At 38.4% G+C, this 13,249-nt stretch carries 11 protein-coding genes and 3 pseudogenes; 10 read left to right on the forward strand and 4 right to left on the reverse strand.

The features are described from left to right. The first annotated feature begins 153 nt into the window (after positions 1–153). The 6 genes from sapA to fabI all read left to right on the forward strand — a co-directional run bounded on the left by sapA (position 154) and on the right by fabI (position 6,425). On the forward strand, positions 154–1,818 hold the full coding sequence (gene sapA / locus E3U36_RS11075) for an ABC transporter substrate-binding protein SapA (protein ID WP_180816555.1): 1,665 nt from the start codon (positions 154–156) through the stop codon (positions 1,816–1,818). Then, on the forward strand, positions 1,815–2,780 hold the full coding sequence (sapB, locus tag E3U36_RS11080; RefSeq protein ID WP_180816556.1) for a putrescine export ABC transporter permease SapB: 966 nt from the start codon (positions 1,815–1,817) through the stop codon (positions 2,778–2,780). Before sapA ends, sapB begins: the two co-directional genes overlap by 4 nt. Next, positions 2,767–3,657 carry a putrescine export ABC transporter permease SapC gene (gene sapC, locus E3U36_RS11085; protein WP_180816557.1) on the forward strand — a complete coding sequence of 297 codons (891 nt, stop codon included), beginning with the start codon at positions 2,767–2,769 and terminating at the stop codon, positions 3,655–3,657. Before sapB ends, sapC begins: the two co-directional genes overlap by 14 nt. Next, positions 3,657–4,652 carry a putrescine export ABC transporter ATP-binding protein SapD gene (sapD, locus tag E3U36_RS11090; protein WP_180816558.1) on the forward strand — a complete coding sequence of 332 codons (996 nt, stop codon included), beginning with the start codon at positions 3,657–3,659 and terminating at the stop codon, positions 4,650–4,652. Before sapC ends, sapD begins: the two co-directional genes overlap by 1 nt. Continuing rightward, on the forward strand, positions 4,649–5,458 hold the full coding sequence (gene sapF, locus E3U36_RS11095; RefSeq protein ID WP_180816559.1) for a putrescine export ABC transporter ATP-binding protein SapF: 810 nt from the start codon (positions 4,649–4,651) through the stop codon (positions 5,456–5,458). Before sapD ends, sapF begins: the two co-directional genes overlap by 4 nt. 175 nt (positions 5,459–5,633) lie before the next feature. Further along, a complete protein-coding gene (fabI, locus tag E3U36_RS11100) occupies positions 5,634–6,425 on the forward strand; it encodes an enoyl-ACP reductase FabI (protein ID WP_180816560.1) in 792 nt (263 codons plus the stop codon). A gap of 79 nt (positions 6,426–6,504) precedes the next feature. On the opposite strand, the gene E3U36_RS11105 is transcribed toward fabI, so the two are convergent. From E3U36_RS11105 to E3U36_RS11115, 3 genes and pseudogenes are all read right to left on the reverse strand, one after another. Continuing rightward, entirely contained in the window at positions 6,505–7,317 is an 813-nt protein-coding gene (locus E3U36_RS11105) for a hypothetical protein (RefSeq protein WP_180816561.1), read from the reverse strand. Positions 7,318–7,320: 3 nt separating this feature from the next. Then, positions 7,321–7,563 carry a hypothetical protein gene (locus E3U36_RS11110; protein WP_180816562.1) on the reverse strand — a complete coding sequence of 81 codons (243 nt, stop codon included), beginning with the start codon at positions 7,561–7,563 and terminating at the stop codon, positions 7,321–7,323. 633 nt (positions 7,564–8,196) lie between these two features. Continuing rightward, positions 8,197–9,120 (reverse strand): annotated as a pseudogene (locus E3U36_RS11115) (IS5 family transposase). Positions 9,121–9,377: 257 nt separating this feature from the next. Here E3U36_RS11115 and E3U36_RS11120 point away from each other — a divergent pair. The 4 genes and pseudogenes from E3U36_RS11120 (at position 9,378) to E3U36_RS11135 (ending at position 12,339) form a co-directional block, all read left to right on the forward strand. Next, positions 9,378–9,782 (forward strand): annotated as a pseudogene (locus tag E3U36_RS11120) (DUF924 family protein). A 60-nt stretch (positions 9,783–9,842) separates the two neighbouring features. Next, positions 9,843–10,766: pseudogene (locus E3U36_RS11125) on the forward strand (IS5 family transposase). Positions 10,767–10,789: 23 nt separating this feature from the next. Next, complete coding sequence (locus E3U36_RS13570) at positions 10,790–10,987, forward strand: DUF924 family protein (protein WP_500784364.1); 198 nt, start codon at positions 10,790–10,792, stop codon at positions 10,985–10,987. A gap of 263 nt (positions 10,988–11,250) precedes the next feature. Continuing rightward, entirely contained in the window at positions 11,251–12,339 is a 1,089-nt protein-coding gene (locus tag E3U36_RS11135; RefSeq protein WP_180816563.1) for a glycosyltransferase, read from the forward strand. An 80-nt stretch (positions 12,340–12,419) separates the two neighbouring features. On the opposite strand, the gene E3U36_RS11140 is transcribed toward E3U36_RS11135, so the two are convergent. Then, positions 12,420–13,223, reverse strand: coding sequence for a glycosyltransferase family 25 protein (locus E3U36_RS11140; protein ID WP_180816564.1), 804 nt, complete (start codon positions 13,221–13,223; stop codon positions 12,420–12,422). Between the last annotated feature and the right edge of the window lie 26 nt (positions 13,224–13,249).

The following is a 13,249-nucleotide window of genomic DNA, read 5'->3' on the forward strand; positions in this document are numbered from 1 at the left end:
AAATTAAAGTTACTATAATTATCAATAACGTTAGCAAAGCAGTTGGTTGACAATTTTTATCAACAAATTACTGATAATTTTATCAACTCTATTTTGTTGCATAAAAGGAGTTAAGCTACAATAAAGCCATTCGCACTTATAATAGGTTTTTATATGCGGTACCTAATTTTATGGATTATTTTAATAAATGTAGGGACAATAAATGCATTAGCAGATACCCTTCCACCACAAATTCGTCAAAACAGTTTTATCTATTGTGTTAATGGCATTGTCACTACATTTAATCCGCAAATTGCCAGCACCGGGTTGATTATTGATCCACTAGCCGCTCAACTTTATGATCGATTATTAGAAGTTAATACACTTACTTACAAATTAAATTCCGAACTTGCCTCGCACTGGAAATCATTTGATAAAGGAGCCACTTATCGATTTTATTTAAAACGTAATATTCCATTTCAAACAACAGATTGGTTCACACCGACACGAACGCTCAATGACGTTGTGTTTAGTTTTTCCCGTATGTTTGATAAAAATCATCCTTATCAATATGTTGGGGGAGGCAATTATCCTTATTTCGATAGCCTGCAATTAGCTAACAATATCCGTAGTATTCGTAAAATTGATAATTATACTGTTGAATTTAAATTATATACCCCCGATGCATCATTTCTCTGGCATCTTGCAACTCGCTATGCACCAATACTTTCACAAGAATATGCGCAATATCTCAACAAAATTAATCATAAAGAATTTATTGATTGGCAACCTGTTGGCACTGGTCCTTTCATGTTGGTAGGCTATCAAACCGGTCAATTTATCAAGCTAAATCGGCATAATAACTACTGGAAAGGCAAACCTTTAATGCAGCAAGTGGTGATTGATCTGGGTGCCGGCGGTACAGGACGCATATCTAAATTATTAACCGGTGAATGCGATGTCTTAGCCTATCCAGCTGCTAGTCAATTAAAGGTGCTACGTGAAGATGCCCGTTTGCGGCTATCGATGCGAGCCGGCATGAATATCGCCTATCTGATTTTTAACACTAGCAAACCACCGCTTGATCAATTAAAGGTTAGACAAGCCATAGCGTATTCAATTAATAATGAAAGATTAATGCAATCTATCTATTATGGCACCGCTGAAACAGCAACTTCTGTTCTACCTAGAGCTTCATGGGCTTATGATAATCAAATTAAAGTGACAGATTATAATCCTGAAAAAGCCAAAGAAATGCTAGAAGAGCTCGGTTTGTCCGGTATGAAATTAGATATTTGGGTTCCCGTGATTTCTCAATCCTATAATCCGAGCCCGTTAAAAACTGCCGAACTTATCCAGGCAGACTTAGCAAAAGTAGGCATTAAGATGAATATTCATCCGGTAGAAGGCAATTTATTAGAAAATAAGCTGAGTGATCGTAACTATGACATGATTCTTGACGGTTGGTCGACGGATAGTAATGATCCTGATAGTTTTTTCCGCCATCTACTTAGTTGCGCTGCTAAGGAATCACATACTAATTTGAGTAAATGGTGTAATCCTTACTTTGATGAACTTTTACGTAAGGCGCTAGTAAGCCAAAGTATTTCATCTCGCATTAATTATTACCACCAAGCGCAATCATTACTAGCAAAAGAATTACCTGTATTACCGCTAGCTTATTCATTACATTTACAGGCTTATCGCTATGATATCAAAGGGCTAGTTATTAGCGCCTTTGGTAACTCCTCTTTTGCCGGGGTTTATCGTGATGGATCGATTAAAACCCCACTACCGGCTGACTCCTATTTTAATGACGAAAAAGGAGCAGCGTGGTGATTATTTACGTATTAAGGCGGTTATTACTTTTAATTATTACTTTATTTTTACTAACGCTGGTTAGTTTTAGTTTGAACTATTTCACTGCTGATGCTCCATTAAGTGGACTATCATTATGGGATGCCTATATTTTTTATTTAACCGGCTTATTACATTGGAATTTTGGTTTTTCTAGTATTAATGGTCAACCGATTAGCAGTCAGCTGAATGCCACTTTTCCTGCCACTATGGAGTTGTGCTTTTTAGCGTTTATTTTAGCTTTAATCATCGGCATCCCTACCGGCATTATTGCGGGTGTCTGGAGCAATAAACCAATTGATTACATTATTAAAATTTTTACCCTAATCGGTTTTTCTATGCCAATTTTTGTGTTGGCTTTATTATTTATCCTGCTTTTTTCATTGAAATTAGGCTGGTTACCGGTCTCTGGCCGAATTAATTTACTGTATGATCTTGAACCTGTGACCGGTTTTGCCCTAATCGATGTGTGGTTATCGAATTCAATCTATCGTAGCCAAATGTTTATTAATCTATTAGAGCATTTGATTTTACCCGTTATTACATTAGCTATTGCGCCAATTTCTGAAATGATACGGTTAATGAAAAATAGTACTGAAGCTGTTATGGGTGAAAATTATATTAAAGCAGCAGCAACCAGAGGACTCTCTCGCATTACCATTATCAAACGTCATGTATTACACAATGCGCTGCCTCCTATTATTCCAAAACTTGGTCTGCAGTTTTCTACTATGATAACACTAGCGATGATCACTGAACTTGTATTTAATTGGCCAGGCTTAGGGCGTTGGTTAGTCACAGCCATTCGACAAAATGATTACTCAGCAATTTCTGCCGGCGTAATGATTATTGGTACTTTAGTTATTTTCGTTAATGTCATATCGGATATTTTAGGCGCTATGATGAACCCTGCTAAATATAAGGATGGGTATGTCTTCAGATAATTTTTATCGTGAACAAAAGATGCCATCCCCTATCCGGGTTGTCTGGCGATTTTTCTCTAATGATATTCTAGCAATGACTGGATTTTATGGTATTGCTTTTCTCCTGGTTTTGACTTTATTTGGCAGCTACTTAGCCCCCTATACCATTAACCAACAATTTTTGGGCTACCAGCTACTACCTCCATCCTGGTCGCATTATGGTAATGTGGCATTTTTTTTTGGTACTGATTATCTTGGTCGTGATATTTTAAGTCGATTACTTATCGGTACAGCATCTACCTTTGGCTCTGCACTTATGATCACCATTAGCACAACGCTGGTCGGATTAATATTAGGTTGTTTAGCCGGCATTACCCATGGGTTAAAATCAGCTATTTTAAATCATGTGTTAGATACGCTGTTATCAATTCCCTCGCTACTCCTGGCGATTATTATTGTCGCTTTTGCCGGTTCAAGCCTTGAAAATGCGATGATAGCAATTTGGTTAGCCTTATTACCAAGAATTGTTAGAACAATTTACAGCGCCGTTCGCGATGAATTAGATACAGAATATGTTCTTGCCGCTCGACTTGACGGTGCTTCAAACTTTTATATCCTTTGGTATACAGTATTACCCAATATCACACCTATCCTGGTAACAGAAATTACTCGCACTCTCTCTATGGCCATTCTGGATATGGCTGCGTTAGGCTTTCTTGATTTAGGCGCCAGATTACCGACTGCTGAATGGGGCACTATGCTCGGTGATAGTTTAGAATTGATTTATGTAGCACCATGGACAGTTTTTCTTCCTGGTGCAGCCATTATGATCAGCGTTTTATTTGTTAACTTACTTAGTGATGGCTTACATCGCGCCATTAATGCTGGGGTGGAATAATGCCATTATTAGATATCCGTAACCTCACTATTGAATTTATGACCGCCAAAGGGCTAGTGAAAGCCGTCGATAATGTTTCTTTACAGCTAAATGAAGGAGAAATTCGTGGCTTAGCTGGCGAGTCCGGGTCAGGTAAAAGTTTGATTGCTAAGGCTATTTGTGGCGTTACTAAAGATAACTTAAAAGTGACTGCCGATCGTTTTTATTTTCTTGATATTGATCTGTTAAAGCTCACCGCACGCCAACGACGTAGAGTAATAGGGCATAATATTTCGATGATTTTTCAAGAACCCCAGTCTTGCTTAGATCCAGCTGAAAATATTGGTAAACAACTTATCCAATCAATACCGCAATGGACTTTTAAAGGTCGTTGGTGGCACCGATTTAGTTGGCGTAGGCGACGCGCAATTGAATTACTCCATCGAGTCGGAATTAAAGATCACGATGATATAATGTACAGCTATCCTTATGAACTTACTGAAGGTGAATGTCAGAAAGTGATGATAGCCATTGCGCTAGCAAATCAACCACGCTTACTTATTGCCGATGAACCCACCAATACAATGGAATCGACAACTCAAGCACAAATATTTCGCCTGCTTGATAGATTAAACCAAAACAATAACATGACAATTTTACTAATTAGTCATGATATGCAAATGATGAGCAAACTCGTTGATCGGATTAGCGTACTCTATTGTGGCCAAACCGTTGAAAGTACAACACCTGAAGAGTTATTGGTCCGCCCCCATCATCCTTATACACAAGCATTAATCCGTGCTGTACCGGATTTTAGCAGCCCACTTCCGCATAAAAGTCGGCTAAATACCCTAACTGGGGCGATCCCTTCTTTAAAGCATCTACCAATCGGTTGCCGTCTTGGCCCTCGTTGTCCCTATGCACAAAAAACGTGCATTATCACGCCGCCGCTACGCAGCATAAAAAATCGGGCTTTTGCATGTCATTTTCCTCTTAATATGGAGGAAACATCATGACAACACCGTTACTGGCAATCAAAAATCTAACTAAAACCTTTCGTTATCGCACCGGGTTATTTCAAACTCAATTATTAGAAGCAGTAAAACCGTTAAGTTTTACCTTAAGAGCTGGTGAAACCTTGGCTATTATTGGTGCTAACGGTTCAGGTAAATCAACTCTGGCACGCATGTTATCGGGTGTTATTGAACCTAGTAGTGGTGAAATCTTTATTAATGGTCATCAACTTAACTTTGGCGATTATAGTTATCGCAGTCAACGCATCCGCATGATATTTCAGGATCCAAGTACTTCGTTAACCCCCAGGCAGCGTATTGGGAAAATTCTTGAGATCCCTTTAATTCTAAATACTTCACTTTCCGTTCATGAACGGGAAGAACGTATAGAACAGACTCTTCGCCAAGTTGGGCTATTACCGGATCACGCAGGCTATTATCCGCATATGCTAGCAGCGGGCCAAAAACAGCGAGTAGCGCTGGCAAGAGCGTTGATCCTGCAACCAGAGATTATTATTGCCGATGAAGCACTGGCGTCATTAGATATGACTATGCGTTCTCACATCATCAATTTAATGCTTGAATTACAAGAAAAACAAGGTATTTCCTATATTTATGTTACTCAACATCTAGGTATAATGAAACATATCAGCGATAAAGTGTTGGTAATGGATAATGGTGTTGTCGTCGAAAGAGGTAATACCGCCGAAGTACTTGCTTCACCTTTACATGAAGTGACCAGACGCTTAATTGCCAGCCATTTTGGTGAACTTTTATCTGCCGATGCCTGGCGGCAAGATGTTAGCTAATATATAAAGGCAGCAAAAACTGCTCTGATCAGCGAGGTAATACAACATATTTTATTCTATCATGATAAACTCTCTGCCGGTTATCAAAAAAATAATGCATAAATACCATCTACAATAGATAATTTATGCTGTGTATATTATTGTTATTATTTAAAAATTTACAAGGATACGGCTTATGGGCTTTATGAGCGGCAAGCGCATTCTGATCACTGGTTTAGCTAGTAAACTATCTATTGCTCACGGTATTGCACAAGCAATGCACCAACAAGGGGCTGAACTGGCCTTCAGTTATCAAGGTGATAAACTGAAATCTCGCGTAGAAGAGATGGCAAACAGCTTTGGCTCTAGTATTGTTTTGCCATGTGATGTTGCTTCGGATGAAAGTATCACTACCTTATTTGCCGAGCTGGCGAAAGTATGGCGCAAATTTGATGGTTTTGTCCATTCAATTGCCTATGTACCATCCGATCAACTTGATGGTGATTATGTCGATGCAGTGACACGCGAGGGCTTCCGGATTGCCCACGATATTAGTTCCTATAGCTTTGTTGCGTTAGCAAAAGCTTGTCGAAGTATGTTAAATCCTCATTCTGCCCTGGTTACCCTAAGTTATTTGGGCGCTAAGCGTGCGATCCCTAACTATAATATTATGGGATTAGCAAAAGCTTCCCTTGAAGCAAATGTTCGTTATATGGCTAACGCAATGGGGCCTGAAGCTATTCGCGTTAATGGCATTTCAGCCGGTCCAATCCGCACATTAGCAGCATCGGGCATAAAAGATTTTCGTAAAATGTTATCACATTGTGAATCAGTAACCCCCATTCGCCGTACGGTAACAACGGAAGATGTTGGCAATTGTGCTGCTTTCCTTTGTTCTAATTTATCAGCCGGCGTGACAGGTGAAATTTTACCCGTTGACGGTGGTTTCAGTATTGCTGCTATGAACGAACTAGAGTTAAAAGCTTAGTACAATAATCAGCCCGCCAAATCTATTGATTAATAATGATACAATTTAACTGCGGGCTTACTGTTATAAGCAAGACAAATTAATGATACTGAATAAGATAATTTGCCATCAAATCGGTAATTATCCCTCTTTGATCGTTATAACTAATAAAATTTTCAAGCGTTATATCGATGATCCTAGGTAACATTGATGTCACAATACTCGATTTTGTTAAGCCTTGAATACCCTGATTACTGTCAACCAAACGCAACGCTTCTGCCATTGAAGCAAAACAAGCTTGCAGATTATTTTGTGTTTGTTCTGATCCGCTAGCATTAATTTTTTCCTTGATTAAACTATCAAAGTCCTCTTGCGCCAGGACCTTGTCTAATTGTTGCAATGCTTCTGGATTACTGTTATCGATTGACAAAATATTTTTTAATTCATTCATATCAACGTTGGGGAAAAATTCACCTAAAAAGGTTTTTAACATCCATGATAAAGAAATGGGTTCAGATTGAAGTGCTTCGTTGCTAAATGCCTTAATCAATTTGCTATTATCATCTTTATTGTATATTGCTTTATTCGGCTCTCCTCTAAAAATACCCTCAACATTTTTGTCCGCTATAAATTGATTTAACTTGTCACAAATTCCTTCGATATTAGCATGCATTGCTTGTTCTACTGCTATACGCTCTTTAGCAACTTGACCTGCTTCTATTTTGTTCTGCTCGACATTATCGCTGACTGAGGACATTTTTCTCTGCCAAAAACTGGGATTACTCAATTTGAGTAAACCATCGTACAACATATTAAAGCCAGTTTTCTGCGGTTTTTCATTTAAAATAGCACTTTCTGATTTTACTGTAGTTGATTGCGCGGACTCAGGCGATTTTTTGCCAGTTAACGTCATGCCTTATGATGATATTGAACTCACTCTACGCAATTCAACGGGAAATTTTTGCGGTTGAGATGAATAACTGAATGAATCATTTGATTTCCAGTAAAATTCGCTGGAACTATTTTTTACGCCAATCAAACTATTCACCAAACTAATTGTTAAATCTTTAAAATTATTAAAGCTGTTTTGAATGCTTGATAACAGCGAAGTGGTCGCTGCTTCAGCCTTATTGGTGTTGGAAAAACTATCTAAACGCATGTTAACTCCATTATTTATTTTATATATTTGCCCCAACAAGTGTAAATATACTTAAATAACACCAATACCAAATTTAGCTTTTCTATTATTTACAAAATAAACATCTGACTTTTTATAAACAGTAAATATATTATCTGCAGATAAATAACTATTTATACAATAAATTTATTTAATTATGTAAATACTCAATATAATTAAGATAACCTTATAAATTGTATTATATTAAATATGTTGTTTAATACAAATTATAATGTTAATGCTTGGTTAATGTTCTTGTGCTGTAGAGGAGCAAAGAAATTATACTTTGAAAGGAATAGCAATAATGTGATGATTAATAAGAAAACTGAATTTTAGTATAGATACTTATATTAAACCACTACTAAACATCGTTTGCTAAATAATAATTTTTATTAACAATATTATTTTTAGTAGCGGTCTACTAATTATAAATATCTTATCTATTAATTAAAAAATTTGCTACTAGATTAGAAATTTCTTCTTTATTTTCTTCAATATAACGTGCATAATCCAGTAGTTCATTGTTGTGATTTTCTTTAGCCGCATTTAGTTTATTAGCGGCTTTGTTGAATAAATCAGAATTAGCCGACAGGATGGCTCCCTCTGCTACAGCTGTTATCCGATCCTGACGCTGTGTGGCATACCCAACAACGTCATACGGTTCAGCGCTTTGACCATCGCCATTGCTTCACCTACCTGAGCCTCATAGTCACGCAGGCTCAGATGGCCACCCAACAAAGTTTTTATGCGGAACATCGCTGTTTCTGCCACTGAACGCCGGTGATAACCCACTTTCTTTTTCCACATATCATTACTCCTGCTCAGACGCTGATTCGCCACCGCATGGTTACGTTCATGGTACTTGTCCGGCCAGTATTTCGCTCCGCTTCGCGGCGGGATAAGGGGCCTGATTTTCTTTCTTAGCAACGCATCGTGGCAGTAACAGGCGTCATAAGCACCGTCTGCTGACACTTCCCTGATTTTCCGGTGGGTTTGGTTAATCAGGCCCGGCAGTGCCTGCGCATCTGTCGTTCCGCTGAGCGATAAGTCGGCACAGATAATCTCATGAGTCACACTGTCTGCTGCCAGATGAAGCTTGCGCCACACTCTTCGTCTGTCAGCCCCATGCTGCCTGACTTTCCATTCACCTTCGCCAAAGACCTTCAGACCGGTACTGTCGATGACCAGATGCGAGATTTCACCACGCGTTGGCGTTTTTATGCTGATGTTGACGCTCTTTGCTCGTCTGCTGACCAGCGAGTAGTCCGGACAGCACAGCGGCTAAGACATGAGTTTAAAAATCGAATCAACGAAGCCCTGTAATGCCCGGAGCGACAGGTTAAACACACGCTTCATCATCAGGACAGTGGTAACAGCCATATCGCTGTAGTAAAGCGGCCGGCCACGACCTTCAGGCGAAGAACTGTCAGTCCATCCAGCGATGGCCGACTCATCAAGCCAGACCGTCAGGGAACCGCGTTGTCTGAGTGCCTTGTTGTACGCGGGCCAGTTGGTAATTTTAAACTTTTGCTTTGCCATGGGGACCTGATGTTGAAACGAATTTAGCGATCAGCTCCGCCAATCACCTAAAAGTTCGATTTATTCAACAAAGCCACTAATGACGTGACATAAGATTACATTATCGTCACATATCAAGCAAATTTATAAAATAATTTGCTTCATTTAACAGAATTTTTCTTATAAAGTAGCTATATTATATTTTCATCTTCATTTTACTATTCAGAATTATAGATGGTTTACAGCGGGAAAGTTGCTAACCTAAAGAGATAAATATAATGCATAATGAATGGCAAGAAGTTTTAGATTTCTGGTTTAAGGAATATACCAATAAACAATGGTTCGAAAAAAAACCACAATTTGACGCTATCATCCGGGATAGATTTAAACTTACTACTGAAAAAGCGAGTCGTGGTGAACTTGCTCATTGGCGTTGCTCAATAAAAGGGATATTAGCTGAAATTATCGTGCTTGATTAGTTTTCTCGTAATATTTGGCGTGATACAGCAAAAGCTTTTTCACAAGATAATATGGCGCTTATGTTAGCTCAAGACGCAATTAAACAACCAGATTATACACACTTACCAATAAAAGAACGTAAATGCATTTTAATGCCATTTATGCATTCAGAATCACCTTTCATTCATCAACAATCTGTTCCTCTTTTTGGCTTTGTTGAATAAATCGAACTTTTAGGTGATTGGCGGAGCTGATCGCTAAATTCGTTTCAACATCAGGTCCCCATGGCAAAGCAAAAGTTTAAAATTACCAACTGGCCCGCGTACAACAAGGCACTCAGACAACGCGGTTCCCTGACGGTCTGGCTTGATGAGTCGGCCATCGCTGGATGGACTGACAGTTCTTCGCCTGAAGGTCGTGGCCGGCCGCTTTACTACAGCGATATGGCTGTTACCACTGTCCTGATGATGAAGCGTGTGTTTAACCTGTCGCTCCGGGCATTACAGGGCTTCGTTGATTCGATTTTTAAACTCATGTCTTTGCCGCTGTGCTGTCCGGACTACTCGCTGGTCAGCAGACGAGCAAAGAGCGTCAACATCAGCATAAAAACGCCAACGCGTGGTGAAATCTCGCATCTGGTCATCGACAGTACCGGTCTGAAGGTCTTTGGCGAAGGTGAATGGAAAGTCAGGCAGCATGGGGCTGACAGACGAAGAGTGTGGCGCAAGCTTCATCTGGCAGCAGACAGTGTGAATCATGAGATTATCTGTGCCGACTTATCGCTCAGCTGAACGACAGATGCGCAGGCACTGCCGGGCCTGATTAACCAAACCCACCGGAAAATCACGGAAGTGTCAGCAGACGGTGCTTATGACGCCTGTTACTGCCACGACGCGTTGCTAAGAAAGAAAATCAGGCCCCTTATCCCGCCGCGAAGCGGAGTGAAATACTGGCCGTACAAGTACCATGAACGTAACCATGCGGTGGCGAATCAGCATCTGAGCAGGAGTAATGATATGTGGAAAAAGAAAGTGGGTTATCACCGGCGTTCAGTGGCAGAAACAGCGATGTTCCGCATAAAAACTTTGCTGGGTGGCCATCTGAGGCTGCGTGACTATGAGGCTCAGGTAGGTGAAGCAATGGCGATGGTCAAAGCGCTGAACCGTATGACGTTGTTGGGTATGCCACACAGCGTCAGGATCGGATAACAGCTGTAGCAGAGGGAGCCATCCTGGCGGCTAATTCTGATTTATTCAACAAAGCCCCTCTTTTTACTACATTAAATGATAAAATAACACTTGAATTTGAAATGCGGCATAAAGAAATTATTGATCATTTTGGCCGCTATCCACACAGAAATGGAATTCTTAATAGAGTTTCTACTCCTGAAGAAATATTATTTTTAAAAAAATCTGGGTCAAGTTTTTAGCTTATAAGAATAGCAGTAGAGTATATATTTGCAATATGTACTCTATTTTGTGAATTAACAAAACAATGATCTTTTTGCAACTTTTAAATTAAGTTATTGTTCAATTATTTTTTAAATATTACACTGAAATAACCGCAATATTTCGATAAAAAACGCGTCATAACGACCATTAAAGCTATTTTATTAATGAAATAGTATTTCTTTAAAATAGATAAGATTGGCAGATATTATTTTAACCAAGAACTTGATGAGATTAGCAGACGATGCCAAACAAAATATTAATAACCAGCTACAACATTAGTGGTTTTGGTGGTATGGAAACCGTTTGTCGTGAATTTATTTTGTTATTAAAACAGCGGCGACCAGATATAACTGTCAGTTTTGTCTTTTTTAATACTAAACAAACGCAACCGAATGATGATTGGTTAGATAACATAAAATATAGTCGATTATATTCCAATATTAAAAACGGCAAGCTGCGACGTATTCATTATGCTTTGCAGCTACGAAAACTACTTAGCGAGCAAAAAATTAACGCAATTATCGCCTTAGATTCTATTGCCTGTCATAACTCAAACATCAGTAGAAAATTTATCTTAGGCAGACAAATACCACTAATTTCCTGGCCACACTTTGCCATTAATGGAAGTTATAAAAAAGAATATCTTTTAAAAGCAGATTACTATTACGCGATAAGCTCAGGTATAGCGAGGCAATTAGTTGCCCTTGGCGTCGATGAAAATAATATTTTTACTTTATTTAATCCAATAAAAAAACAAGACATTGTTATCCCGCGACCTAAGGACAAAACTGTTTTTCTCTATTTAGGGCGAATATTTTTTGCGGGACAAAAACAACTGGCTTTTCTATTTACTAGCTTGGCAAATATCAGCGGTGACTGGCAACTCAATATTGTCGGTAGTGGCGAAGAGCACGAAATCAATCAATTAAAACAGCTAGCTAAAAAACTAAATATTGAAAAAAAAATTAACTGGCATGGCTGGCAGCCAGATCCATGGTTTTATATACGCAATAATATAAAAACAGTTTCGGCCCTATTACTAACTTCAAGCATTGAAGGCCTTGGCATGGTTCTTCTTGAAGCCATATCCTATGGCATTTATGCAATAAGTTCAAATTGCCCAGCTGGGCCGGAAGATATCATTAAAAACGATATTAATGGAGAATTATTTCCTGTTAATGATCTACCCTGTTTCGTTAATATATTGCAGAGTATTGTTGATAATAAAACCTTACCCTCACAGGTTAGCATAAAAAATTCTATCTCAGATTTTTATGAAGATAGCTATTTTGACAAAGTCAATTCATCCCTTAAGAAAATTCTAGCGTGATAGCATTTAGCGGATTAATCATAATGATTAATCCGTGCAAAAACAATATTAGATGGCAAACTCTCACAACGACATAAACCCTATTTTTGCCAAAAAATTAAACTACGTAAAACACGCCTTATTTGTAGCAAAATATAAGCTAAAACAGACTCAAGATTGCCTCGCGTTCTTCTTTTTTCTTTAATAACATACTTTCTTCTATCAGCCTCCAAATTGCTATTTTCAACGGAAACAATCGGATGCTTAATAATTTCGGCTAAATAATATCCTTTAATTGCCTGTTTTTTATATAACAGGCCCCATGAATCAGCAACAAAAAATTGTCTTTCAAATTCAGTGATTATTCTTTTACAGGTGTTACGATGAATTAAGTAACAACAGGCACGAAAAATTTTATCCGGACTATAAGTTAATAGACGAAAGGTCACATTAGCGATGGTTATTTTATTAAAAAAACTTAACGAAATTCGCTTTCTTGAACTCAGCCCTTCTTGCCCACCTAGCAAATAAACATAATCTTTTTTTAATAAATTACTTTTACCCTGTTCCAGCGCTTTGATTAGATGGGATAATTTTTTATCAATGATAACATCGTCCTCTAGAATCAATGCCCATTCGATATCATTTTTTACAATATGTTGATAAATTGATTGATGGCTCAAGCTACAAGCAATTTCATTCATTCCGCTTCTTGCTTTCACATCAAACTTACCTGAATTAGCGGATTCAAACCAAGGCATGTCAACCTGAGTTAACTTAGCACCTTCGATGGCATCAACTATCGTGAAAGGTAAAGCTTGTGACGACAAAGCTTTACTAATTTGTCTTCTTCTATCTGTATCCTTTTTTAATGAAACAATAAAAATAGGGCAAGATTTACTCATTAACGCCACCAAAACTTTATATTTAA

Source organism: Arsenophonus endosymbiont of Aphis craccivora (assembly GCF_013460135.1).
GTDB classification, from domain to species: domain Bacteria; phylum Pseudomonadota; class Gammaproteobacteria; order Enterobacterales; family Enterobacteriaceae; genus Arsenophonus; species Arsenophonus nilaparvatae.